Consider the following 24,777-nt stretch of genomic DNA (forward strand, 5'->3'; position numbering starts at 1 on the left):
GGTTAACCCAACCAGCCAAGGTATTGGCCGATTAGCCATAACGCAATACCCGCCATTGCGCCAGCAACAATATCATCAATCATGATACCTAAACCGCCATGAATTCGTTTGTCCAGCCAGCCAATAGGCCATGGCTTGACCATATCGAAGAAGCGAAATAGCACGAAACCAAGCAGCAACCACTTCCACTCTGTCACTGGAATATTCAATGCAGGCACGATGATCATGGTAATCCAAAAGCCGGCAAACTCATCCCATACGATAGAGCCATGGTCATGTACGCCCATGTCATCAGAAGTCACCTGACAGATTTTCACTCCGATAATGCACGACACCAACACGACCACCAGGTAGATTGATAGAGGTAGCTGAGCTAGCAACAAGAAAAGTGGAATGGATGCCAGAGTACCCATAGTGCCAGGTACGATTGGAGATAAGCCACTACCGAAGCCCGTTGCTAACAAATGCCACGGATTAGAAAGTGAGATATGAGATAAAGGGTTCGACATAGTTAGTCCTTGAAGTGGTCAAAGCCAGAAAGTGAGTCGTGTAAACCACTCGGCTTGCCATTTTCTAAAAGTGTAAGCTCTCCGGAGCCATTAATCTGTCCAATACAGGTAAAAGGCGTTCTTGCATGAGCAAGTGAGCTTTCTAGCGCACCTTTGTTTTCTTCTGGCACGGTAAAGCAAAGCTCGTACTCTTCGCCGCTCGTCAGTGCATACTCAAAAACTTGCGTGGTTGAGTTGCAATAAGTCACTAGCTCAGGTGAAACAGGTAAAGAGGTCAACTCTACCTCAGCACCTACTTGAGAGCGATTCAAAATGTGTTTCAAATCTGAAATGAGGCCATCTGAGATATCAATGGCGGAGCTTGCGATGTGAGTCAGGGACTGCCCAGCAAGAACTCGAGGTGTTGATAGATAGTGGCGCTGCTCTAGGATTTCTTCCAAAGCGTTTACAGATTCGGCCTCGGATAACACCACATCCAAGCCAGCTTTGCTCTCACCTAGGTCACCTGTCACGTATATCCAATCTCCAGCCTGAGCGCCATCTCGACGTAGCGCCTTACCTTCTGCGACAAAGCCTTGTACTGTGAGTGTAAGGCTCAGAGGACCTTTGGTAGTATCGCCGCCAATCAATTGAATACCGTAATAATCCGCTAGTTCAAAGAAGCTATCGCAGAATGGCTTAAGCCACCCTTCATCAACACTCGGCATCGTCAATGCAAATGACACCCAAGCAGGTGATGCGCCCATAGCCGCTAGATCACTAATGTTTGATGCCAGTGCTTTATGAGCAACCCATGCAGGGTTGGCTTGCGGTAAAAAATGAGTGCCTGCAACCAAGGTATCGGTACTGATCGCTATCTGGACATTTTCGGGGGCTTTTACCAATGCACAATCATCACCAGCCGCAAGATGTACATCCTTACGCTGTTTCTGACGTCCTACAAAGTATTGCTCTATAAGGTTAAATTCGCCTGACATAACCGTATGATAATAGTGAAAAATAGAATGTGATTATTACAAAAAAGGCCAGCGTATGCTGGCCTTTTATAACTTGAACGAAGATTATTTCTTACGTACGTGAGGTGCCGCTTTATCAAGCACACCGTTAACGAACTTATGGCTATCTTCTGCTGCAAATACTTTTGCTAGCTCAATCGCTTCGTTGATAACAACCTTGTATGGTACGTCATCACGGCGAGTCATTTCGTACATTGCTAGACGTAGAAGCGCAAGCTCCATTAGGTCTAGGTCTTGCATTGGGCGAGACACGAATGGACGAAGTTTGCTATCCAGTTCCATGTGGCTTAGAGCAACACCAGTAAGTAGATCGCGGAAGTAAGCAACGTCTGTCTCAGGAGCAGCTAGAGCTGGCTCAGCAGCGTGATGTTGTTCTTCATCATACTTACCACCAGATAAGAACTGTTCTTCTACAGTTGCAATGTTTTCTTTAGTAATTTGCCAAGAATAAATTGCTTGCAGAGCAAATTGACGTGCGTTACGACGTGCGGCTGGTTTCACACTGGCCCCCATTAGGAATCGATTTCAGAAAGAACGTTGATCATCTCAAGTGCGCTAAGTGCAGCTTCTGCACCTTTATTACCAGCCTTGGTTCCTGCGCGTTCAATAGCTTGATCGATCGTATCAACAGTCAGCACACCGAATGCTACTGGAAGAGAGTATTCCATAGAAACTTGTGCCAGACCTTTATTACATTCACTACAAACATAGTCAAAGTGTGGAGTACCACCACGGATTACGGTACCTAGCGATACGATTGCATCAAACTTACCTGTTTTTGCAACGCGTTGTGCAACAAGTGGTAGCTCAACTGCACCTGGGCAACGAACTACAGTGATGTTGTCTTCGCTAACTTGGCCGTGACGCTTTAAAGTATCGATCGCACCAGAAAGCAGACTTTCGTTAATAAAACTGTTGAAACGAGAAATAACGATAGCAATTTTTGCATTTGGCGCTGGGAAGCCACCCTCGATCACTTTCATAAGCCTTCCTTTAACTACGTTTATCAAGTGAGAATCGCCGGATTCTATCACAACAATGTGATCTAATCCTAGTCTCTAGAGGTGAGAATATCTATTTTCCTCTAGGGACTAGGAACTCGACTCTCAGGCTCTACTTACAAACGTATTCAACAACGTTAAGACCAAAGCCACCCAATGCATGGTACTTCTTATCTTCAGAAGAAAGTAAGCGCATATCGTGCACACCTAGATCTTGTAGAATCTGAGAGCCAACACCTACGCGACGAGAAGTACCTTGTTTCTTAGCAAGCGTCGGTGCTTCGCCTTTATCTTGAGCTTCAAACATCTTCACGCGATGTACGAGAAGGTCTGTAGACTCTTCGTTGCCAAGGATAACCAATACGCCGCCTTCATCACCGATACGTTTCATTGCTGCATCTAGTGTCCAGCTACGGTCAGCATTACGGTTACTGTGTAGCAGGTCAGTGAAGGTATCTTGTAGGTGAACACGAACTAAAGGTGCGTCTTTAGAAAGGTCACCATTACACAATGCATAGTGCACTTGGTTATCGATGGTGTCACGGTAGGTCACAAGGTCAAACTCACCAAACTCTGTTGGCAGCTTGCACTTCGCTACACACTCAATCGTTGTTTCCGTGTTGTTGCGGTATTCAATCAGGTCCGCAATCGTGCCTAACTTGATACCGTGCTTTTCAGCAAAGATTTCAAGGTCTGGACGACGTGCCATTGTGCCATCGTCGTTTAGGATCTCAACGATAACACCCGCAGGCTCACAACCCGCAAGACGAGCTAAATCACAACCCGCTTCGGTATGACCTGCGCGAGTTAGAACACCGCCCTCTTGAGCCGCAAGTGGGAAGATGTGACCTGGCTGAACAAGGTCCGCTGCTTTTGCATCTTTCGCTACCGCAGCCTCTACAGTGCGAGAGCGGTCTGCTGCAGAGATACCTGTCGTGACACCTTCAGCGGCTTCAATCGATACAGTAAAGTTAGTGGTGTACTGCGCGTTGTTGTCTTGAACCATAGGAGGTAGACCTAGCATCTCACAACGCTCTTTTGTCATAGTTAGACAAATTAGGCCACGGCCATGAGTGGCCATAAAGTTAATCGCTTCAGGCGTTACATGTTCTGCAGCCATAATTAGATCGCCTTCATTCTCACGGTCTTCGTCATCCATCAAGACGACCATTTTACCAAGGCGAATATCTTCAATAATTTCCTGTGGAGTACTAATTGGCATTGTTGCTTCCTATGACAGCGGTAAATTATTTGATGTGTGCTGACAGGTTAAATGTCGTAAAAATATCAGCAAGCACAATAGGTTATCGTTTGCGTAACGATACTAAAAATAAGGGCACTCGCCCTTATGCAAAACCATTTTGTTGTAAAAATTCCATGGTAATTCGTGATTCAGGCTCGGCTTGTTGACCACGCAGTAGCTGCTCCATATAGCGAGCCAACACATCCACTTCTAAGTTCACCAATCGACCAACTTGAAAATCATCAATCGTCGTTTCAGATGAAGTATGCGGAACAATGGTCAGCTTGAAGGCATTTTTACGAAGAGCGTTGACGGTCAAGCTGATACCATCGACGGTAATCGACCCCTTCTCTGCCACATACTTTGACAGTTCAGCAGGCATCTCAACCCAGAACTCAATCGCGCGACCCACGCTGTTACGCTCGATGATTTTACCAACACCATCAACATGACCAGACACAATGTGACCACCGAAACGCGTGGTTGGTAGCATCGCTTTCTCAAGGTTAACCTCATCCCCAGCCTGGTACTGAGCGAAGCCAGTTTTGTTCAGAGTCTCTAGAGATAAATCCGCTTGATAGCTTTGACTGTCAAAGTCGATCACAGTCAGGCACACACCATTGGTTGCAATACTGTCTCCAAGCTTCACATCAGACATATCCAGACTACCGACTTGAACGGTCACCGTAACGTCTTCACCTTTTGGCGTAATTGCACTTAGAGTACCTACAGCCTCAACAATTCCTGTAAACATAACTTCTTCTTAATCTTTCTTTTTTACGATCTTAGCCGTCACTCTGATATCCGATCCTACCATTCGTAGATCTTGAATATCCAAGTTAATCACTTCACTCATCTCAGCAAAACCAAGCGAACTAAACAGCCCTCGCCCATCAGCACCCATCAGTTTTGGAGCAAGATAGATAATAAGCTCATCCACTAACCCTTGCTCAACAAAGCTCTTTGCTAGTGTTGCGCCAGCTTCTACCCACAGGTGATTAACGTTGTGCCTTGAAGCCAAGGTTTCAAGCAACTGAGGTAAATCAATTTTGTTATTTTCAACGACGATTGCGACATCACTACGGTCACTTTCGCTCACGATGAGCAACTCACCGTCGGTATGATGAATCTTTAATTCAGAATTGGCTGACAGTTGATTTTGGCGATCTAGGATAATTCTAGCAGGTTGGCGCAGCTGAGCCGGCTCAATATTGTCACTCACAGAGCTTGGTAAATCATCCCATCGAACATTGAGAGAGGCATTATCGTCAATAACCGTTTTACTGGTTGAGAGTATCGCACCACTTAACGCACGATAGCATTGAACATCTTGGCGCGCTTTTACTGCGGTGATCCACTGACTTTTACCGTTAGCAAGCGCCGTTTGCCCATCTAAGCTCGCCGCTAATTTCAGTTGAACGAAAGGATGCCCCGTTTCCATTTTAGTCAAGAAACCGGGATTAAGCCGACGAGACTCTTGTTCAAGCAAACCAACATCCACTTGGATCCCGGCCTCTCGGAGCATTGAAAAACCACGTCCAGCAACTTGAGGGTTTGGGTCACTCATCGCGCAGACAACTCGGCTGACACCTGCCTTAATCAAGCCTTCAGCACAGGGTGGGGTTCGCCCATAATGAGAACACGGCTCAAGCGTGACATAAGCTGTCGCCCCCTGGGTTTTATCGCCCGCTTGACGGATAGCGTGCACCTCAGCGTGAGGTTCACCAGCTTTGAAGTGAAAGCCTTCACCGACAATCTGATCATCGAGTGTGATGACACAACCCACGTTCGGATTTGGCGCGGTTGTAAAACGCCCTTTCGCTGCCAGCTTTATCGCCTTTGCCATCATTTGATGGTCTAAGGTGGAGAAATTAGGAGTCATCAGTGCCTACCTACGAAGTTAATCTTCTAGCTTGGCAATTTCTTCACCAAACTCACGAATATCTTCAAAGCTACGGTAAACCGAGGCAAAACGAATGTAGGCTACTTTATCGAGCTCTTTTAGCTGATCCATCACCAAGTTACCGATCATATCGCTCGGGACTTCACGCTCACCCGTTGCTCTCAACTGAGATTTAATCGTGCTGATCGCAAGCTCAATAGAATCCGCACTAACTGGACGCTTCTCTAAGGCACGTTGAAAACCACCCACCATTTTATCTTCATTAAATGGTTCGCGGTTACCATTTGATTTGATGACTTTTGGCATGACAAGCTCAGCGGTTTCAAAAGTCGTGAAGCGTTCATTACACGCTAAACATTGACGACGGCGACGGACCTGATGACCATCCGCCACCAAGCGAGAATCAATTACCTTGGTATCGTTCTCTGAGCAAAAAGGACAATGCATATCATCTCCATATCATGAGTTAGGTTTCGTCACACTAGTTTCTATTCATCTAGGTCACTCAAACCAATACTTTTGGCTTGCATATCTGCTTAAGTTTAACGGAATCGTAATAACTAAGGAAAGAAAAAGGGCCTATATAGGCCCTTAATTCAATGAAATATCATAATTTGAGTGATATGACTCACGGTAAGTAAATCACCTTATGAACGAATCAGGTAATCCGCTTTACCCACCCACTTGTAGCTAGTGAGCTCTTCTAGTCCCATAGGACCTCGAGCATGCAGCTTTTGCGTTGATACCGCGACCTCAGCACCTAGGCCAAATTGCGCACCATCGGTGAAACGAGTTGAAGCGTTCACATATACTGCAGCAGATCCCACAGAGTTAATGAATAGCTCTGAGTTTTGCAGACTGTTGGTCATTATGGCATCAGAGTGACTCGCGTTATGAACTCTCATGTGGTCAATAGCTTCTTTTACATCCGCAACCACCTTCACACCTAATGTGTAACTTAGCCACTCAGTATCAAAATCGCCTTCCTGTGCATCACGCACATCAGCGGCATTTGCTACCAAAGGTTTAGCTGAAGCATCAGAAACCAATGCCACTTTACCGTTCAAGCGCTCAACCAACTTAGGCAAGAACTCTTCAGCAACCGCTTTGTGTACTAGCAAGGTGTCTAGAGCATTACACGCAGATGGGCGTTGAACCTTCGAGTTTTCAACCACATTTAGAGAGCGCTCGAGATCAGCACTTTCATCAATGAAGATATGGCTGATACCAAATCCACCGATGATCACTGGAATCGTACTGTTCTCCTGACACATTTTGTGTAGACCAGCACCTCCGCGAGGGATAATCATATCCACGTATTCGTCTAACTTAAGCAGTTGAGCAACAAGCTCGCGATCTGGCTTCTCAATGTATTGCACCGATGCTGCTGGAAGTTCAGCTTTTTCAAGAGCAGATTGAATAACCTTAACCAGCTCCATGTTTGAGAAGAAGGTTTCTTTACCACCACGTAGAATACTTGCGTTGCCCGTTTTTAAGCACAGTGCAGCAATATCGATGGTCACGTTTGGACGCGCTTCATAGATAACACCGACCACGCCTAAAGGTACGCGACGACGAGACAACGCCATACCATTTTCAAGTACCTTGCTATCGATTTCGCTACCTACAGGGTCGTTTAAGCTAATGACATTACGTACATCGTTAGCGATACCAGTTAAGCGCTCTTCGTTTAAAAGAAGACGATCAAGCAACGCATCGGTCAAGCCAGCTTCACGACCTAACTCTATGTCTTTCGCGTTCGCCGCCAAAATCACTTCAGAGTTCGCTTCCAATTCATCGGCGATGATTGCCAGAGCTTTGTTCTTCTGCGCAGTCGATGCTGTCGCAAGGTGAAATGCAGCGTCTTTTGCTGCGATCCCCATGTTAGTTAAATCCACGTTTAACTCTCCTAAAATCTGTTTACGAAACGGGTTCGTGTTGTCATTGGTCTTTAAGTAGCATCTACTCTTGAATGACAACCAGGTCATCACGATGAATCACTTCAGATCCGTAGTCATAACCTAAAATATCGGTAATATCTTTACTGTGTTTGCCACTAATCTTAGCAAGGTCTTGGCTAGAGTAGCTCGAAATACCACGTGCAATCAGTTTGCCCTGGGCATTTAAGACGCGAATCACGCCACCACGAGAAAACTCGCCACTGACTCTCACTACACCTTTCGCTAACAAGCTACTGCCTTTGTTGATGACAGCATTGGTGGCACCATCATCGATCACGATGTCGCCTGCGGCGGCTGGCCCAGCTAAAATCCAACGCTTGCGGTTCTCTAAGGCCTCTTCCAATGGTAGGAATCGAGTACCTTGCGGGTTTGCACTTAATGCGTCAAACACCACATTCTCGGCGCTACCAGCTGCAATAATAACTTCAATACCAGCACGACGTGCAATATCTGCAGCTTGTAGTTTCGTCGCCATACCACCCGTGCCCAGAGTGGTTCCACTGCCACCAGCAATCTTTCTCAATGTATCGTCTATGGTTTTGACTTCTTTGATCAACTCAGCATTCGGGTCTTTACGAGGATCGGCGGTAAACAAACCTTTCTGGTCGGTTAACAGCAGCAGTTTATCCGCACCACAAAGAATACCTACCAAAGCAGATAGGTTGTCGTTATCACCAACCTTAATCTCGCTGGTCGCAACGGCGTCATTCTCGTTAACAATAGGGATGATGCCGTTATCGACTAGCGCATTGATGGTGTCGCGTGCATTCAAAAAGCGCTCACGGTCATCGAGGTCGGCGCGAGTTAGCAACATTTGACCAATTTTGAGACCATAAATCGCGAACAAGGATTCCCAAGCTTGGATAAGCTGACTCTGCCCTACTGCAGCGAGTAATTGCTTACTTGCCATAGAGTTGGGCAATGCGGGGTAGTTCAGATGTTCACGTCCAGCGGCAATAGCGCCTGATGAAACCATAACCACAGAGTGGCCTTGTTTAATTAGCTCTGCGCACTGACGCACCAGCTCAACCATATGAGCGCGGTCAAGTGCTAACGTACCGCCAGTAAGAACACTTGTTCCTAACTTTACGACGATGGTTTGGCGTTGAGATTGGTTTTGATTTGTTTCCACAATTGCCACTATATGCTGTTAGATTTTCGGCTAGAAAGCCAAATAATCACTTGGGACATGAAAAATGAAGATTTGGATGTTTTATCAATGACTGGAGGATTTCACAAGAAGAAAAGGTGCAAAATTGCACCTTTTTCGTTTGAATTGTTTGTTAGCGACTAAAATCAGACGAATTCGCTAGATGATTCGTGTAAAGCTACGCTCAGTTCGAACTCTTTTTGCAGCATCTCTTCAAGCTTGCTATGGAAGCTCTCTTGAGTGCGTAAAACCTCTTTCTTGGCACTATCTGGTAAGGCTTGCTCAACCCAATCCCCAGCTTGGTTATAGCAACCGATGCTATAATTTGCATCAAAGCCCGTCTCGGTGCGAGCGAGCTCTAACCACCAGCCCCAAAATTCACGCTCTTCTGGAGATTTTTTATCGTCAACACACACAGATAAGCAGTCAAAAAGATAGTGAGTTTCGTTTGACTCATTCTCTCTAAGATATGGGCCTATCGCTTTTAGCTTACTAAGTAAGCGAAAATGAGTGGGTACAGCCTTTTCTGACATTGAAAGGTCCTCTTCCTTGTTAAAGTTACCTACCACTTGTTTGTTATGTTATCAGTGGCAATGAAATTAATCCGTTAACAATATCTTTACATGATTCCGCTCAAAATGTCACCTAAACAATTCATCTTCAAGCCATTTTATTGCCAGAGCTAACGATTTTTCGTAACCACCAGACAAACTCTTCGAGTCGATCTTTTTCGCTTTACCGTATTGAGAGAACATTGCGACTAACTGATTGTCAGTGTGCGGTGATACCGGATCGCCATCTAGACTGAGTGCCAAAATAGGCACCTTGGTTTTCTTCGAGGTCAAGAAGCCTTGAACTTTTAACGACCAAGCCATCATTTGCGAAGCCAGAGAATTAATATCCAGAGGCACTTTATCAAGACGCGAGCCTAAAACATCTAGGTACATCTTAGACATTTGCTTCATCTTATTTGGAGAAGCTAAAACATCATGAATTGGTGCACCTAATGCAACACACGCCTTAACCTTTTCTTGCTCCAGAAATGCAAGGCGCACAGCAGCATTACCACCAAAACGATAACCAAATAGGCCGACCTTGTGTTGGTCAACCCACGGTAGGTTCGGCAATTCATTTAACACCGCTTGATGCACAGCACTGGAGTCTTCACTCAATGTCACATGAGCACTTTGGCCAAGGGCTGGCATATCAAGGGTAATCATCGCGATCTCTTTTGGCGCAAGGTAATCGCGGAAGATTCGCCACATGTCAGTTTGTAAGCTATCCAAACCAGCGCTGACAATGACAACTGGCAGTGGTCGGTCCGTATGAGGTAGGTGTAGGTTGGCTTTGATCGTTTTCCCTTGAATCGGGATATCGAGCGTCTTGATTTGATACTTAGACAACTTCGCGGCTTCTTGGAAAGCATTGTTCGCTAGAACCTGGGCTTGATTCGCGAGATTGTCTCCTTTCAAATGAGGATAGCCAGCTATAGAAAAACACAGGGAAGCATTGAACAGTTCTTCGGCGGCATCATCTCCCTGCATGCCATTTGCTTGCTTTTGATGGTGCATTCCAAGCTTTGTCCATTCATAAGCCCAGTTACCAGAGTGATACCCCATCACAGTATCTAACCAATCGTCTTCCGTTCGAGAGTGATCAGATGATGCTATACGCGACAACACACTCTCTTGTTCGATAGGATCCATCCCCAGCCAGATCCATTGCATGCGACGGACATGGCGATACCACGAACTTCGATCGGTTTTCTTTTTCGTTTCTAGTAGGGTTTCACTGCTCGGCATATAACGCGTCAACCCAGAGGTCTCTTTGGCTTGTTTATGCTTTACGAATAGGGTTTCTGATAGATTTTTACTGCTATTTTCAGACATATCGACTCACAATCTAGACGGGATCACCTTCCCAATAGGTCGATAATAGCAAAAAAAATGCCCCTAAGATTAGGGGCATTTAATCAATTCTTACCGAAGTTTATTTGATCTTACGGTTAATTGGCTCTGCGTACTGGATTGACATATCCCAAGGTTGCTCAATCCAAGTCTCTTGAGCGATATCAACTACGTAATCGTCAAGTAGTTCAACACCAGCAGGCTTAGCACATACCGCGATAAGCTTCGCTTTCGGGTACATTTCACGTAATTTACGAGCAGTGTCGCCGCTATCTACTAGGTCTTCAACGATTAGGAAACCTTCACCGTCACCTTCTGGTGCTTTAACTACGGTCATATCACGTTGGTGATCGTGGTCGTAGCTAGAGATACAAATAGTATCAACGTGACGAATACCCAGTTCACGCGCTAGGATCGCACCAGGAACTAGACCACCACGGCTTACCGCCCAAATACCTTTCCATTGCTCTGCTGGCATCTGTTTTTCTGCTAGTTCGCGGCAGTATGTCTGCATCGCATCCCAAGTGATAATGAATTTCTTGCTCATTGTAATAACCTAATAGTTTAAAGAGTCACTCATCCCAGTTACACCAATTGATGTACTTGCTTGAAAATGTGCAGTAAGCAAGAGGGGAAAAGTCGCGCAAACGTTTATTTTACCGAAAGCGCCTGACAATACCAACGGAGAATACCTCCACGGAAAAAAATTAATCGCCATAGTTAATCTCTAACTATGGCGATTGAACAACTTTTTATTTTGAGTACAGGTAGTTAGCTGCACTTTAGCCAACACGACACTTCATAAGAAATACGTGATGCTCTAAGCCACTCTTAAGTGACGAATCTACGCTTAAGCAAATAGATACTTAAGAACAAAGACTGCTGATAGAACCCAAACGCTGATAGATACGTCACGGCCCTTACCACTTAGCAGCTTAATTGCAGCGTAAGAGATAAAGCCTAGTGCAATACCTTCAGCAATTGAGTAAGTCAGTGGCATTAGAAGACAAGTCACTACAACTGGTGCTGCTTCTGTTAGGTCACGCCAGTCAACACTTACTAGACCAGACATCATTAGGATAGCTACGTAGAATAGCGCACCTGCTGTTGCGTAAGCTGGAATCATACCCGCTAATGGTGAGAAGAATAGTGCCAGTAGGAACATTACACCAACAACTACAGCAGTTAGACCAGTACGACCACCAGCTGCAACACCTGCTGTAGATTCAACGTAAGAGGTTGTGCTTGACGTACCTAGAACCGCACCAACAGAAGTTGCCGTTGAGTCAGCAAGAAGGGCTTTGCTTAGACGAGGAAGCTTACCATCTTCTTTGATTAGGTCCGCTTTTTGAGCAACACCAACTAGCGTGCCCGCTGTATCAAATAGGTCAACGAATAGGAAAGCGAATACGACAGAGATCATGCCAACTTCAAATACGTCAGCAATGTTCATTTCCATTAGCGTTGGCGCAATGCTTGGTGGTGTAGACATGATGCCGCCCCACTGTACATCACCCAAGATTAGGCCGATACCAGTGATCACTAGGATAGAGATCATTACTGCACCACGAACACCTCGATAAACCAAAGCGATAGTCAGGAAGAAACCTAGTGCAGCAAGTGCTTGTTGTAGACCTGTGATGTTGCCAAGACCCACTAGCGTTGCCGGGTTATCAACAACAATACCTGAATTTTGTAGACCGATGAACGCTAGGAAAAGACCGATACCTGCAGAGATACCTGTGCGTAACGACATTGGGATCGAGTTAATGATCCACTCTCGTACCTTAAAGATACTCAGTGCCATGAAGATAATACCTGATACGAATACCGCACCAAGTGCTACTTGCCATGAGTGTCCCATGCCTAGAACAACACCGTAGGTGAAGAAAGCATTCAGGCCCATACCCGGCGCTAGTGCAATTGGGTAGTTGGCAACAAAGCCCATGATGAAACAGCCGATAGCTGCAGCAAGACAGGTAGCAACAAATACAGCACCTTTGTCCATACCAGCATCTGCCAGCATTGCAGGGTTAACAAAGATAATGTATGCCATCGTTAGGAAGGTAGTGATACCTGCGATGATCTCAGTGCGCACGTTCGTGCCGTTTTCACTGAGTTTAAATAGCTTTTCCAGCATAATCGAGTTCCTAAAGGGTAAAAAGTAAACGGTTGCGTAATCGATTGGCTGAGGATTATAAAGTCATAAAATATGAAATTCCAGATAGAATTTTCACTCTAAACAAATTTTATCGAACAACGTTATGAAACCAAGATAGTAACTTCGCAATAAGTAAGCGAGTTAATCAATAACTTTCAATAACTTACATTTTGAAACTGTTCAGTATAAAAATGAATAAAAAACGTACCATGTTGTTTTCTTTCATCTTCAAATATCACTCACAACAAACATAAAATGAAGCATTTCATCTAATTGACTGGCGTTAAACGCAGAAATAAAAGAAAAGATTGGGTTGGAGTGCAAATTTGCACCACTAGGGTTGGATAATAAGATAAAAAAACGCCACTCAAATTGAGTGGCGGTGAATTCTTCAGCCAAATAGCTGTAAAAAAATTTCAATAATATAGGGGGGTGAACATACGTTCATATCACATGCTTGCGCATATGGCTTTTTGGCTTCAGTAGCCAAAAGTCGGGTTGTACACAAAGTTGCTTTTGTATAGAGAGTTAAACTCCCAAAACTTTGCAGACGGTAAACCATTCATTGCTATCACCTTTCAATCTAGTCGTAAATTACTGTTTGATTTCTCGGTTCCATGGAGGCGATATTCGGACTCATCCTTTGAGCATTTACTCTTCACTTGTGAAGTTGGTTATAAATATACCACCATGAAAAAAAATTACAACACAAAAGTAGACCCAACTCACAATTAGTCCTAAGATCGATAAGATCACAAGTAATTCTGTAATTTAATTACATAATTATATGCCAGATTTAGATTTGTATCAGTTTACAGCGCAAAGACGAGGGATTTGTGATTGCTAGCACGACAACTCCCCTATTCCACCTTGTTAGTAAATGGTATTCTTTCATGCTAAATCACTAAAGATACTCAGTTATATTGGCTAAATATGGGCCGATATATCGAATAGAGTACTACCAAACTATAGTAAAGGAGTCGTCCGTGTCGGAATTCCACTCAGAGATCAGTAAGTTATCTCCAGCACCTCTATGGCAGTTCTTCGATAAGATTTGTTCAATCCCACATCCATCTAAGTACGAAGAAGAGCTAGCTCAATACATCGTAAACTGGGCAACAGAACAAGGTCTAGAGGTTCGCCGAGATCCAACTGGCAATGTATTCATCAAAAAACCAGCAACTGCGGGTATGGAAAACAAGAAAGGTGTGGTGCTACAAGCTCACATCGACATGGTTCCACAGAAAAACGAAGACACAGACCACGACTTTACTAAAGATCCAATCCAGCCATACATTGATGGCGAGTGGGTAACCGCAAAAGGCACGACTCTTGGTGCAGATAACGGCATGGGCATGGCTTCATGTCTTGCGGTTCTTGCTTCAACAGAAATCAAGCACGGTCCGATCGAAGTTCTACTAACAATAGATGAAGAAGCAGGCATGACTGGCGCATTTGGTCTTGAGGCTGGTTGGTTAGAAGGTGACATCCTACTAAACACGGATTCAGAGCAAGAGGGCGAAGTTTACATGGGCTGTGCCGGTGGTATCGATGGCGCAATGACATTCGACATCGCTCGCGAAGCAATTCCAGCAGGCTTTGTGACTCGTCAGCTTACGCTGAAAGGTCTAAAAGGCGGCCACTCTGGCTGTGACATCCACACTGGTCGCGGTAACGCAAACAAGCTAGTTGCTCGTTTCCTAGCAGGTCACGCAGAGGAGCTAGGTCTTCGACTCGTTGAATTCCGTGGTGGTAGCCTACGTAACGCGATTCCTCGTGAAGCATTCGTTACAGTTGCACTTCCTCAAGAGAACGAAGCAAAACTTGCTGAACTGTTCGAGTTCTACACGACCCTTCTTCAAACTGAGCTAGGCAAAGTAGAAACTGACATTGTCACATTCAACGAAGCCATAGAAGCTCACCACGAAGTTATTGCTACTGCCGATCAAAAACGTTTTATCGCAGCACTAAACGCTTGTCCAAATGGCGTGATCCGCATGAGTGATGAAATTGAAGGCGTGGTAGAGACATCTCTAAACGTGGGTGTTATTACAACAGATGCTGATAAGATCACTGTGTTGTGTTTGATCCGCTCTCTGATCGACTCTGGTCGTGAACAAGTTGAAGGTATGCTTCATTCAGTAGCCGAACTTGCAGGCGCTTCAATTGATTTCTCTGGCGCTTACCCAGGTTGGAAACCAGATGCAGATTCTGAGATCATGGCAATCTTCCGTGATATGTACGAAGGCATCTACGGTCACAAGCCAAACATCATGGTGATTCACGCAGGTCTTGAATGTGGTCTATTTAAAAAACCTTACCCTGAAATGGACATGGTTTCATTTGGCCCTACTATCAAGTTCCCACACTCACCAGACGAGAAAGTAAAGATTGATACAGTTCAGCTATTCTGGGATCAAATGGTTGCGCTACTAGAAGCAATCCCTGAGAAAGCGTAACTCGTACTTTAGTAACAACCCGATACAACAAAGCCGAGCTATCGCTCGGCTTTTCTATTTTGCCTTACCCGTTACGCACTTTCAGCAGCAAGTTGCTCCAGTGCTTGGATCGAGGTTTCAGATACAAGCTGACCATCCATATAGTAGCTTACCTTGTCACCATCTTTAACCCCCATCAATACCGACGTTTCACCTGTATTGTAAGTAATATCCATTCGGAATGTATTCTCATCAATCTGATTCATCTCGCCTTTTTCAATCTGGCGGTTGTAGGAGATTGGAGCAACAGGCGCTTCTTTCAATGAATCATCTAGATCATCGTTGATATCAATCATAGTGTCTGTTTTTGTATCAAAGATGTGTGGGGAGCCAGTTAATGGGTTTTTACCAGTCCAGAATTCGAGTGAGTTAAAGACGATATAGTCGGCTGCTGTTGTAATTGCGTATACCGGAGCCAAAAGGAAGTTAACCCCAGCCCTTGCATAACGGTTATCCACTACTTCAACATTAAATTGCATCAGTTTACCGGTTACTGCGTTACTACCCACACAGCCCGAAAGTGCAACTGCCACTGCTGTTAATGCTACTACCTTTGTCATTGTCTTTTTCATAGCTTCCTCTTTTATGGTTAATTACATGTCACTTTGCCTGTTCATGTTACAACTCACTTTTGAGACTAGTTCAGTTCACAGAGATAACAAGTATGAAAAGACTCGGAATATTCTGATTCATAAAAGAAAACCCCAGAGCTCATGCTCTGGGGTTTTCTAAAATCGCTTGTTGAACTGAGTGAATTATTCAGTTTCTTCTGCTGCGCGGCGCTGCTCTGCCTCAAACTTCTTACGAAGTGCTGCTGCTTTTTGCTCTGCCTCACGCTCTTTACGTGCAACTGCTTTACGCTCGTTACGTGCAGCTTGGTTTACAACAAAACCCGCTAACTCTTTTTCAGCCCACTCTTGAGCAAGAGCTTCGGTATCAAATCCAGCTTCACGCTTTGATACGACGGTCTTGTTACGACTTACTTGGCGAGTGATCTCTGCACACCAACCGTTACGCTTTTCAGTTACACGGATGGCAAATTTTTTATTCGACATAATATGTTTCCTAAGGGATTAATTAGGGATATAGCCATCCCTTGGCAAGCGCGGTATTAGAGCATAAAACGCGCCAAAGAACACTTTTTATTTCTAGGAGCTAGAGAGCTAGAGAGCTAGAGAGCTAGAGAGCTAGAGAGCTAGAGAATATTGGAAGGTTGACGTTAGGGCGTCAACCCTTTGTCCATCTTCAGATTCAAAAATCTAGATATCTAGTTTTCTAGTTTTCTAGTTTTCTAGTTTTCTACAAGCGAAGCGCACTAGCTGTCTAATAAAAAGAAAACGCAGACCTTTCGATCTGCGCTTTTGCTTTCTAGGAACTAGCTTCTAATTAACTGGGAACTCATTAACCCACATTCTTACGTGCGTTCTGGAACATACGCATCCAAGCACCGTTTTCGCCCCAACCTTCTGGAGACCATGAGTTCGCCACTGTGCGGAATACACGCTCAGGGTGCGGCATCATGATAGTTACACGGCCATCTTGAGTCGTTAGACCTGTGATTGCATTTGGTGAACCGTTCGGGTTGTTCGGGTATTGTTGCGTTGCGTTACCGTGGTTGTCCACGTAACGTACTGCAACTGTTCCTGAAGCTTCAATCGCTGCTAGGTGGTCAGCACCACGTACTTCTACGCGGCCTTCACCGTGTGACACTGCGATTGGCATACGAGAGCCAGCCATGCCGTCGAAGAATACAGAATCAGACTTCTGAACTTCCACTAGGCTAAAGCGAGCTTCAAAGCGCTCAGATTCGTTACGAACGAAGCGTGGCCATAGGTCTGCACCAGGGATTAGCTCTTTCAGGTTCGATAGCATCTGACAGCCGTTACATACACCTAGTGAGAAGGTATCTTCACGCTGGAAGAAGCCTTCAAACTGGTTGCGAGCTTGCTCGTTGAACAGGATAGACTTAGCCCAACCTTCACCAGCACCTAGTACGTCACCGTAAGAGAAGCCACCACAAGCCACAAGGCCTTGGTACTCTTCTAACGCAGCTTGACCGGTTAGGATGTCGCTCATGTGAATATCTGTTGCTTCAAAGCCTGCACGGTCGAAGGCTGCTGCCATCTCAACGTGAGAGTTAACACCCTGCTCACGTAGGATTGCCATCTTAGGCTTAGCGCCTTTATTTATCATAGAACCGGCAATGTATGGTGCTGCGATGTCTTCGTTCACATCAAAGCTTAGGTTAACGTTCAGACCTGGGTCAGAGTTGTCTTTCTTCGCTTCATGCTCTTGGTCAGCACATGCTGGATTATCACGTAGACCTTGCATCTTGTGCGTAGTCTCAGCCCAGATTGTACGTAGCTCAGTACGGTTACGCTCAAGAACTACTGTTTCGCCAGAAGTGATCACTAGCTCATCTGATGCTTCAACGCTTCCGATTACGTGTGAACATGCTTCTAGGCCGTTCGCTGCTAGAGTAGCAAGTACAGCTTCTAGATCATCGTTCTTAACCTGAAGTACTGCGCCTAGCTCTTCGTTAAATAGTGCTGCTAATGCGTCATCGCCTAGGTTAGCGATATCCGCTTTCACACCACAGTGACCTGCGAACGCCATCTCAGCAAGAGTAACGAATAGACCGCCATCGCCTTTATCGTGGTAAGCCACAACTTGCTCGTTAGCAACCAACGCTTGAACACCTTCGTAGAAACCTTTTAGCTGAGCAGCGTTGTCTACGTCTGCTGGCTTATCACCTAGCTGCTTGTAAACCTGTGCTAGTGCTGTTGCGCCTAGACGGTTTTGACCGTTACCTAGGTCGATAAGAACTAGTGACGTGTTACCCTTGTCAGTACGAAGCTGAGGTGTGATTGTCTTACGAACGTCTTCAACACGAGCAAACGCTGTGATGATTAGAGAAAGCGGAGACGTTACTTCTTTCTGCTCGCCGTTATCTTCCCACTTAGTCTTCATCGACATTGAGTCTTTACCAACAGGGATAGTCAGACCAAGTGCTGGACATAGCTCTTCACCCACAGCTTTCACTGCTTCGTAAAGACCTGCATCTTCACCTGGGTGGCCTGCTGGAGACATCCAGTTTGCAGACAGTTTAATGTGCTTGATATCACCGATGTTTGTCGCTGCAATGTTGGTGATTGCTTCACCCACTGCTAGACGAGCTGATGCACCGAAGTCTAGTAGAGCCACTGGTGTACGCTCACCCATCGACATTGCTTCACCGTGGTAAGTGTCGTAGCTTGCTGCTGTTACTGCACAGTTTGCTACTGGAACCTGCCATGGGCCAACCATTTGGTCACGAGCAACTAGGCCTGTTACCGAGCGGTCACCGATAGTGATAAGGAATGTTTTCTCTGCAACGGTTGGTAGACGTAGAACACGGTCTGCCGCTTCGTTAAGCTCAATACCGTCGCGGTTAACCGCAGGGTTGTTCGCTTTTAGCGTCTTCGCATCACGGTGCATCTTAGGCGTTTTGCCTAGCAGGATGTCCATTGGCATATCGATTGGCGTGTTGTCGAAGTGTGAATCTTCTAGTTTCAGATCACGCTCTTCTGTTGCCACACCTACTACAGCGTAAGGTGCGCGCTCACGCTTACAGATTGCATCGAATGCTTCCATGTTCTCTGGAGCAACAGCCATTACGTAACGCTCTTGAGATTCGTTACACCAGATCTCAAGTGGGCTCATGCCCGGCTCATCGTTTGGTACGTCACGTAGCTGGAAGATACCGCCACGTTCGCCATCGTCTACAAGCTCTGGAAGTGCGTTAGAGATACCGCCCGCGCCCACATCGTGGATAAATGCGATTGGGTTGTCATCACCAAGCTGCCAACAACGGTCGATAACTTCCTGACAGCGACGTTCCATCTCTGGGTTTTCACGCTGTACTGAAGCGAAATCTAGGTCTTCTGCTGATTGACCAGATGCCATAGAAGATGCCGCGCCGCCACCAAGGCCGATATTCATCGCTGGACCACCAAGAACGATTAGGCTTGCTCCTACTGGGATCTCTTTCTTCTGAACGTGCTCGTCACGGATGTTACCCATACCACCGGCAATCATGATTGGCTTGTGGTAACCACGAACTTCTTCACCTGCGTGAGAGTTTACTTTCTCTTCGTAAGTACGGAAGTAACCAAGAAGGTTTGGACGACCAAATTCGTTGTTGAACGCCGCGCCACCTAGTGGGCCCTCTAGCATGATGTCTAGAGCGTTAACGATGCGACCTGGCTTACCGAAGTCTGTTTCCCATGGCTGTTCAAAGCCAGGAATACGTAGGTTAGACGTTGTGAAACCAACAAGACCCGCTTTTGGCTTACCACCAATACCTGTTGCGCCTTCGTCACGGATTTCGCCACCTGAACCTGTTGAAGCGCCCGGCCAAGGAGAAATAGCGGTTGGGTGGTTGTGAGTCTCCACCTTCATTAGGATGTGCGCTTTCTCTTGGTTGTAGCCGTACTGACGAGTTTCAGGATTCGGGAAGAAGCGACCAACATCAGAACCTACCATTACCGCTGCGTTATCTTTGTAAGCAGACAATACGTTTTCAGGTGTGGTTTCGAAGGTGTTTTTGATCATCTTGAACAGTGACTTATCTTGCTTAACGCCATCGATAGTCCAGTCTGCATTGAAGATCTTGTGACGACAGTGCTCTGAGTTCGCTTGTGCAAACATCATCAGCTCAATGTCAGTTGGGTTACGATCTAGCTTGTTTACAAAGCTGTCGTATAGGTATTCGATTTCATCGTCTGCCAGTGCAAGACCAAGCGTTACGTTTGCAGTAACCAGTGCTTCACGGCCGCCGTTTAGTAGGTCAACGTCAGCAACTGGTGCTGGCTCTGCTACTTGGAAAAGTGCCGCTGCTGATTCAAAATCAGTGAAGATCACTTCCATCATGCGATCGTGCAGGATAGCTTTCAGCTCAACCAGTTGAAGCTCTGAAAGTTCAGCAGACGTTTCGATGTAGTAAGCCGTACCGCGCTCAAGACGTACGATCTTATCTAGACCACAGTTATTTGCGATATCAGTCGATTTTGAAGACCAAGGCGAGATGGTGCCTGGGCGAGGAGTCGCAAGCAGAAGCATACCTTCTGGCGCGTGCTCTTCAATTGTTGGACCGTAAGTTAGCAGTTTTTCTAGTTTCTCAACTTCAGACGCATCTAGGTCTGCCGTTAGATCAGCAAAATGTGCAAACTCAGCGTAGATACCTGTTACAGGTAGGCCTAGTTCACGACAAAGCTCTAAAAGCTTGTTAACACGAAATTCAGATAGAGCTGGGGAGCCACGAAAAATTCTCATGTGCTTAGGTCTCTTATGCAATTGATTAAGGTGATATTGGAATAGATTCAGTGGGTTTTAGGAGTAACCTAACTGTTTTCTTCGAACATATGCCAATTCCACCTTTCGATGCGGGCGCATTATATAGGATTTTTTTTTGTGACGTAACACCAAACGCAACCGTTTGCGTCTTTTTTTTTGAATCTAGCCTTTTGGTCAGAATTGCGCCATTTTACGCATCTTTGTTTAAAGCTACTTTTTCAATATCTTGGGCTCTGCTATAAAGAGACCATAATGACACTTGTCCTCAAAATACGAATAAAATAAGCCATTACTTATGCATGTTAATAGGCGAAGCAAGATTTTGTGCTTCCTATCAAAACTAAATCTAAGAACCCTGTTCACCTCGTTGTCTATGTTGCTATCGATCACGATACTCTCCGGGTGTCAGATCGAGTCCGAGCCACCAAGCGAGTTAGACAAGATAAAAGAGCGTGGTGTCCTTCGTGTGGGGACTTTAAACAATCAACTTTCTTACTACATCGGTCCAGATGGCTCAGTCGGACTTGACTATGAGTTAGCACGAAAGTTTGCCGATGAGCTCGGTGTTAAGTTGGAGATGACACCAGCATTCAGGTTGTCATCACTCTTCCCTGCGCTAGAAAAAGGCGACATTGATGTAATCGCAGCAGGGTTCAGCCAGTCAGAACAACGCCTTAAGAAGTTTCGAGCCGGCCCTGCGTATTACTATGTGAGCCAGCAACTGGTCTACAAAAAAGGCCAATGGCGCCCTAGAAACATCGAACAATTGGTCGCCAAGCAAATTGAACTGAAAGAGCAAGGCGACTCTAGTGCTGTTGTGAAAATTGTTCGTGGCTCTCACTTTGAAAGTACGCTCTATCAAGTACAAGCCGAGCATCCAAGCTTTGAGTTTGAAATCGTTGATGACTCAGACGTCAACGACCTACTCAAAGACGTGGCTAACGGCGATCTTCTCTTTACTCTAGCAGACTCTGTCGAGCTATCCCTAACTCAGAGAATCTACCCAGATGTTGCACTGGCGTTTGAGTTAACGGAAGACCAGCCTATCTCTTGGTACATGAGAAAATCTGAAGACGAGAGCTTATATGCTCTGATGATCGAGTTTTTCGGTTTCCAAAAACAATCCGGTGATCTCGCTACGCTTGAAGAAAAATATATCGGTCATATCGGCAACTTTGATTACGTCGATACTCGCGCATTCATTCGTGCTCTGGATAGTAAATTGCCTGAATGGGCCCCACTATTTCAAAAGTATGCAGATGAGTTTGATTGGCGACTGATAGCAGCACTGGCTTATCAAGAGTCGCACTGGAACCCTGTCGCTAAGTCTCCAACAGGTGTACGCGGTATGATGATGCTTACATTGCCAACGGCGAAAAGTGTTGGAGTGACGAATCGACTGGATCCCGAGCAGTCTGTTAAGGGTGGGGTTGAGTACCTTCGTCGCATCGTAGGTCGAGTACCTGATTCTATTCCTCCGCACGAAAAGATCTGGTTTGCTTTGGCATCTTACAACGTCGGATACGGTCATATGATGGATGCGCGTCGCCTCACAAGATCTCAAGGTGGTGACCTTAACGCTTGGGCAGATGTGAAAGATCGCCTTCCCCTGCTACGTAAAAAGCAGTACTACAGCAAAACACGTTACGGCTATGCCCGTGGTGATGAGGCTCGCAATTATGTAGAGAATATACGCCGCTATTATCAGAGTATTATCGGTCATGTCGATCAGACTCAAGCGACTGAAGAGGATGTTTCCGTCGATGACTTGGTCGTGATACCTGCTCTAGAAGAAGCTCCAGAAGAAAGCCCAGAAACAGAGACTGTTGAGGGTGAGCAATCTGAAGCAACTGAAAGTTCAGAGCCCTAATGTTTGTCTCGTCCTAAACTAGAAAAGGCCTCTTCGGAGGCTTTTTCTATGTCTGCAGTTATGCCATTAAACCGTCATATTGCTTTCATCAATTAGTCACAAATCAAATCTAATAATGGAGGGATAAATTAAAGAAAACAATGACTGCATATAGGAACGATTATGCTTAGAAAACTTCGAACAACCAAGCGCTTGAGTAACACCTCTTGCACCAACCGCCGCAAACGCATGCTTGCTAACAACAAGAAGAAAGTCATCTGGCGTAACCGAGCCTTTATGCAAAACCTAGATTAACTTTCTGTCGCACTATAGCGTTAGTTACTTAGGCTTCACCTATTCATCCTTGAGTGCTTTCTGCTTTGCTTGTTTTAACGCTTTCTTCTCTTTACGGCGCTTCTTAAAAAATGCTTGCAGCTGATGGCGGCACTCTTCTTCTAATAGGCCACTTTCAACATCAGCATAATGATACGCGGCTTGGTGCTCAAACAAGTTTAATACTGTACCTGCAGCACCAGCCTTTAAGTCTGGGGCACCAAATACAATGCGCTTCACTCTGCTATGGAGTAGAGCTCCAGCGCACATTGGACAAGGTTCTAAAGTGACATACAAAGTCGTATCGAGCAGTCGATAGTTTTCCAACACCTGTCCAGCTCTGCGTAAGGTTTCCACTTCAGCATGCGCAGTCGCATCGTGAGTACCAATAGAGCGATTCCACCCTTCTGCTATCACCTCACCATCTTTAACCAGCACAGCGCCAACCGGCACCTCGCCTTCATTCTCGGCTTGCTCAGCGAGTTCCATAGCTCGGCGCATAAAGAATTCATCTTGCTGGGTGAACTGAGTATTAGACAAGGGAGGCTCCTTAAAAGTATGACACTAGGTTGCGAAGGATAGCGAATCTTACTCTTCGACGCTAACGTTGTTGCTCGGTGGTATTCATCAAATGTAAAACTCTTACTTCAATGATTCGATTGCTATCCGCTTTTAAGACTTCAAACTGCCACTGTTGGTAATGCACCACTTCACCTTCTGCAGGTAAGTGCCCCAAAAGCCACGTTAGCATGCCATTTAAGGTTTGAAAGCCCTCATCTTCACCCTCAATTTCAGACAGGTCTAGGCGGTTTTTGAGTTCACTCAAGGGGATCAATGCATCGACTACTAATGAGCCGTCTTCAAGCTTCTCTGACCACAGGTCTTGCTTTTCCATCGATAGCTCACCAGCGATAGCCTCCAAGACATCATAGTGAGTGACTAAGCCCTGGATATCACCATACTCATCAACGATAAACGCCATCTCAGCTCCCGTCTGTTTAAAGAAGGTAAGAAGATGCAGTGCCTTCATTGATTCTGGAACATATACCGGTTGTTTCACCATAGCGACCAAAGATTGGCAAGTTAGCCTATCATCATTGAGCATGCTCTTGGCCGAAACTGTACCAATAATTTCACCCAAATTTCCACGACATAGCGGGAATACACTATGTTTGGTTGCACGAATCTGCTTTAGGGTGCTTTCCATCGGCTTATCGATATTCAAGTAATTAATCCCTCGTCGAGGGGTCATCAAGGAGCTCACCAAGCGATCATCAAGCTGCAAGATGTTACGGATCATCTCTTGCTCTCCTTGTTCAATCGCGCCCGATTCAGAGCCTTCTTTGACTAACGCATGGATGTCATCTTCAGTGACCTCTTCTCCCTGACTCTTATCTCCAAAAAGCTTTAGAATCGTTTCGGTAGATATAGAGAGAGCAAATACAAACGGCTTGGTGAGACGTGATAACCAATAAATCGGCAGCGCAACCAACACGGCAATACTTTCTGCTCGCGATTGGGCAAATCGTTTTGGAACAAGTTCCCCGACAACGATAGCAAAGTAGGTAATACCAACAACCACTAACAAAGTAGATAACACTTCAGCAGTAGACGAATCCATGCCGCTTGAAATCAAGCTTTGTGCCAATGGCGCTGACAAGGTTGCCTCACCAACGATACCGCTGAGCAGACCAATTACGGTGATACCAATCTGAATCGTGGATAGGAAGATGGTAGGGTCATCTTTAAGTTGAAGCGCAATCTGAGCCGAGCGATGCTTTTCAGCCAGACGTTTTAGCCGACTTGTTTTCGCTGCCACCAACGCGATCTCTGACATCGCGAATAGACCGTTCAAAACAATCAAGCCAACCAATAAGAGCACTTTCATTTAATCTATATTCTCATCATCAGC

Annotated in this window: 22 protein-coding genes; 3 read left to right on the forward strand and 19 right to left on the reverse strand. The window is 45.6% G+C overall.

Translation table 11 applies throughout. From position 1 onward, the window contains the following. Nucleotides 1–2: 2 nt before the first annotated feature. The 14 genes from pgpA to DPF91_RS06335 form a co-directional block, all read right to left on the reverse strand. Nucleotides 3–509: a phosphatidylglycerophosphatase A gene (pgpA, locus tag DPF91_RS06270; RefSeq protein ID WP_117233575.1), complete on the reverse strand. Its 507-nt coding sequence runs from the start codon at nucleotides 507–509 to the stop codon at nucleotides 3–5. Nucleotides 510–511: 2 nt separating this feature from the next. Next, nucleotides 512–1,486, reverse strand: a complete 975-nt coding sequence (gene thiL, locus DPF91_RS06275) for a thiamine-phosphate kinase (protein ID WP_117233576.1) — start codon at nucleotides 1,484–1,486, stop codon at nucleotides 512–514. Between the two features lie 84 nt (nucleotides 1,487–1,570). Beyond that, a complete protein-coding gene (nusB, locus tag DPF91_RS06280; protein ID WP_117233577.1) occupies nucleotides 1,571–2,038 on the reverse strand; it encodes a transcription antitermination factor NusB in 468 nt (155 codons plus the stop codon). Continuing rightward, complete coding sequence (ribH, locus tag DPF91_RS06285) at nucleotides 2,038–2,508, reverse strand: 6,7-dimethyl-8-ribityllumazine synthase (protein ID WP_047049936.1); 471 nt, start codon at nucleotides 2,506–2,508, stop codon at nucleotides 2,038–2,040. The genes nusB and ribH overlap by 1 nt, the downstream gene beginning before the upstream one ends. Nucleotides 2,509–2,638: 130 nt before the next feature. Continuing rightward, entirely contained in the window at nucleotides 2,639–3,748 is a 1,110-nt protein-coding gene (gene ribBA, locus DPF91_RS06290) for a bifunctional 3,4-dihydroxy-2-butanone-4-phosphate synthase/GTP cyclohydrolase II (protein ID WP_117233578.1), read from the reverse strand. A gap of 124 nt (nucleotides 3,749–3,872) precedes the next feature. After that, nucleotides 3,873–4,523, reverse strand: a complete 651-nt coding sequence (locus DPF91_RS06295) for a riboflavin synthase (RefSeq protein WP_117233579.1) — start codon at nucleotides 4,521–4,523, stop codon at nucleotides 3,873–3,875. Nucleotides 4,524–4,532: 9 nt separating this feature from the next. Beyond that, a complete protein-coding gene (gene ribD / locus DPF91_RS06300) occupies nucleotides 4,533–5,651 on the reverse strand; it encodes a bifunctional diaminohydroxyphosphoribosylaminopyrimidine deaminase/5-amino-6-(5-phosphoribosylamino)uracil reductase RibD (RefSeq protein ID WP_117233580.1) in 1,119 nt (372 codons plus the stop codon). An 18-nt stretch (nucleotides 5,652–5,669) separates the two neighbouring features. Next, the gene (gene nrdR / locus DPF91_RS06305; RefSeq protein ID WP_117233581.1) at nucleotides 5,670–6,119 is read right to left on the reverse strand and encodes a transcriptional regulator NrdR; all 450 of its coding nucleotides are present in this window, start codon (nucleotides 6,117–6,119) and stop codon (nucleotides 5,670–5,672) included. Nucleotides 6,120–6,319: 200 nt separating this feature from the next. After that, entirely contained in the window at nucleotides 6,320–7,570 is a 1,251-nt protein-coding gene (locus DPF91_RS06310) for a glutamate-5-semialdehyde dehydrogenase (protein WP_241033765.1), read from the reverse strand. A 64-nt stretch (nucleotides 7,571–7,634) separates the two neighbouring features. Continuing rightward, nucleotides 7,635–8,774, reverse strand: a complete 1,140-nt coding sequence (proB, locus tag DPF91_RS06315; protein ID WP_206355543.1) for a glutamate 5-kinase — start codon at nucleotides 8,772–8,774, stop codon at nucleotides 7,635–7,637. Nucleotides 8,775–8,929: 155 nt separating this feature from the next. Further along, nucleotides 8,930–9,316 (reverse strand): sigma factor-binding protein Crl, encoded by a 387-nt coding sequence (crl, locus tag DPF91_RS06320; RefSeq protein ID WP_117233582.1) that lies wholly within the window; start codon nucleotides 9,314–9,316, stop codon nucleotides 8,930–8,932. A gap of 108 nt (nucleotides 9,317–9,424) precedes the next feature. Then, a complete protein-coding gene (frsA, locus tag DPF91_RS06325; RefSeq protein ID WP_117233583.1) occupies nucleotides 9,425–10,672 on the reverse strand; it encodes an esterase FrsA in 1,248 nt (415 codons plus the stop codon). Between the two features lie 100 nt (nucleotides 10,673–10,772). Beyond that, the gene (gene gpt / locus DPF91_RS06330) at nucleotides 10,773–11,237 is read right to left on the reverse strand and encodes a xanthine phosphoribosyltransferase (RefSeq protein WP_117233584.1); all 465 of its coding nucleotides are present in this window, start codon (nucleotides 11,235–11,237) and stop codon (nucleotides 10,773–10,775) included. Between the two features lie 303 nt (nucleotides 11,238–11,540). Next, nucleotides 11,541–12,830: an NCS2 family permease gene (locus DPF91_RS06335; protein WP_117233585.1), complete on the reverse strand. Its 1,290-nt coding sequence runs from the start codon at nucleotides 12,828–12,830 to the stop codon at nucleotides 11,541–11,543. Nucleotides 12,831–13,837: 1,007 nt separating this feature from the next. On the opposite strand from DPF91_RS06335, the gene DPF91_RS06340 reads away from it, so the two are divergent. After that, complete coding sequence (locus DPF91_RS06340; RefSeq protein WP_117233586.1) at nucleotides 13,838–15,310, forward strand: aminoacyl-histidine dipeptidase; 1,473 nt, start codon at nucleotides 13,838–13,840, stop codon at nucleotides 15,308–15,310. A 71-nt stretch (nucleotides 15,311–15,381) separates the two neighbouring features. Here the strand turns inward: DPF91_RS06340 and DPF91_RS06345 are convergent, their stop codons facing one another. The 3 genes from DPF91_RS06345 to purL all read right to left on the reverse strand — a co-directional run bounded on the left by DPF91_RS06345 (nucleotide 15,382) and on the right by purL (nucleotide 20,662). Beyond that, entirely contained in the window at nucleotides 15,382–15,921 is a 540-nt protein-coding gene (locus DPF91_RS06345) for a DUF3332 family protein (protein ID WP_117233587.1), read from the reverse strand. A 183-nt stretch (nucleotides 15,922–16,104) separates the two neighbouring features. Next, nucleotides 16,105–16,407, reverse strand: a complete 303-nt coding sequence (locus tag DPF91_RS06350; protein ID WP_117233588.1) for a DUF3622 domain-containing protein — start codon at nucleotides 16,405–16,407, stop codon at nucleotides 16,105–16,107. 343 nt (nucleotides 16,408–16,750) lie between these two features. Then, the gene (gene purL / locus DPF91_RS06355) at nucleotides 16,751–20,662 is read right to left on the reverse strand and encodes a phosphoribosylformylglycinamidine synthase (protein WP_117233589.1); all 3,912 of its coding nucleotides are present in this window, start codon (nucleotides 20,660–20,662) and stop codon (nucleotides 16,751–16,753) included. A gap of 394 nt (nucleotides 20,663–21,056) precedes the next feature. Here purL and mltF point away from each other — a divergent pair, with 394 nt between their 5' ends. Together mltF and DPF91_RS22320 are read left to right on the forward strand one after the other, a co-directional pair. Further along, nucleotides 21,057–22,553: a membrane-bound lytic murein transglycosylase MltF gene (gene mltF, locus DPF91_RS06360; protein ID WP_241033774.1), complete on the forward strand. Its 1,497-nt coding sequence runs from the start codon at nucleotides 21,057–21,059 to the stop codon at nucleotides 22,551–22,553. A gap of 162 nt (nucleotides 22,554–22,715) precedes the next feature. Continuing rightward, complete coding sequence (locus DPF91_RS22320; protein WP_277392891.1) at nucleotides 22,716–22,847, forward strand: hypothetical protein; 132 nt, start codon at nucleotides 22,716–22,718, stop codon at nucleotides 22,845–22,847. Nucleotides 22,848–22,886: 39 nt separating this feature from the next. On the opposite strand, the gene tadA is transcribed toward DPF91_RS22320, so the two are convergent. Together tadA and DPF91_RS06370 are read right to left on the reverse strand one after the other, a co-directional pair. Beyond that, nucleotides 22,887–23,405, reverse strand: a complete 519-nt coding sequence (tadA, locus tag DPF91_RS06365) for a tRNA adenosine(34) deaminase TadA (RefSeq protein ID WP_117233591.1) — start codon at nucleotides 23,403–23,405, stop codon at nucleotides 22,887–22,889. Nucleotides 23,406–23,466: 61 nt separating this feature from the next. After that, on the reverse strand, nucleotides 23,467–24,753 hold the full coding sequence (locus DPF91_RS06370) for a hemolysin family protein (protein WP_117233592.1): 1,287 nt from the start codon (nucleotides 24,751–24,753) through the stop codon (nucleotides 23,467–23,469). Between the last annotated feature and the right edge of the window lie 24 nt (nucleotides 24,754–24,777).

The sequence above is a fragment of the Vibrio maerlii genome (genome assembly GCF_003415655.1).
Classification (GTDB): domain Bacteria; phylum Pseudomonadota; class Gammaproteobacteria; order Enterobacterales; family Vibrionaceae; genus Vibrio; species Vibrio maerlii.

Bases quoted from the DNA above. Each gene is read 5' to 3' on its own strand.
- ribH (WP_047049936.1), bottom strand. From the start codon at position 2,508: ATGAAAGTGATCGAGGGTGGCTTCCCAGCGCCAAATGCAAAAATTGCT.
- DPF91_RS06370 (WP_117233592.1), bottom strand. From the start codon at position 24,753: ATGAAAGTGCTCTTATTGGTTGGCTTGATTGTTTTGAACGGTCTATTC.
- ribBA (WP_117233578.1), bottom strand. From the start codon at position 3,748: ATGCCAATTAGTACTCCACAGGAAATTATTGAAGATATTCGCCTTGGT.
- nrdR (WP_117233581.1), bottom strand. From the start codon at position 6,119: ATGCATTGTCCTTTTTGCTCAGAGAACGATACCAAGGTAATTGATTCT.
- frsA (WP_117233583.1), bottom strand. From the start codon at position 10,672: ATGTCTGAAAATAGCAGTAAAAATCTATCAGAAACCCTATTCGTAAAG.
- pgpA (WP_117233575.1), bottom strand. From the start codon at position 509: ATGTCGAACCCTTTATCTCATATCTCACTTTCTAATCCGTGGCATTTG.
- gpt (WP_117233584.1), bottom strand. From the start codon at position 11,237: ATGAGCAAGAAATTCATTATCACTTGGGATGCGATGCAGACATACTGC.
- DPF91_RS06335 (WP_117233585.1), bottom strand. From the start codon at position 12,830: ATGCTGGAAAAGCTATTTAAACTCAGTGAAAACGGCACGAACGTGCGC.
- crl (WP_117233582.1), bottom strand. From the start codon at position 9,316: ATGTCAGAAAAGGCTGTACCCACTCATTTTCGCTTACTTAGTAAGCTA.
- mltF (WP_241033774.1), top strand. From the start codon at position 21,057: ATGTTGCTATCGATCACGATACTCTCCGGGTGTCAGATCGAGTCCGAG.
- DPF91_RS06295 (WP_117233579.1), bottom strand. From the start codon at position 4,523: ATGTTTACAGGAATTGTTGAGGCTGTAGGTACTCTAAGTGCAATTACG.
- purL (WP_117233589.1), bottom strand. From the start codon at position 20,662: ATGAGAATTTTTCGTGGCTCCCCAGCTCTATCTGAATTTCGTGTTAAC.
- nusB (WP_117233577.1), bottom strand. From the start codon at position 2,038: ATGGGGGCCAGTGTGAAACCAGCCGCACGTCGTAACGCACGTCAATTT.
- ribD (WP_117233580.1), bottom strand. From the start codon at position 5,651: ATGACTCCTAATTTCTCCACCTTAGACCATCAAATGATGGCAAAGGCG.
- DPF91_RS06345 (WP_117233587.1), bottom strand. From the start codon at position 15,921: ATGAAAAAGACAATGACAAAGGTAGTAGCATTAACAGCAGTGGCAGTT.
- DPF91_RS22320 (WP_277392891.1), top strand. From the start codon at position 22,716: ATGCTTAGAAAACTTCGAACAACCAAGCGCTTGAGTAACACCTCTTGC.
- thiL (WP_117233576.1), bottom strand. From the start codon at position 1,486: ATGTCAGGCGAATTTAACCTTATAGAGCAATACTTTGTAGGACGTCAG.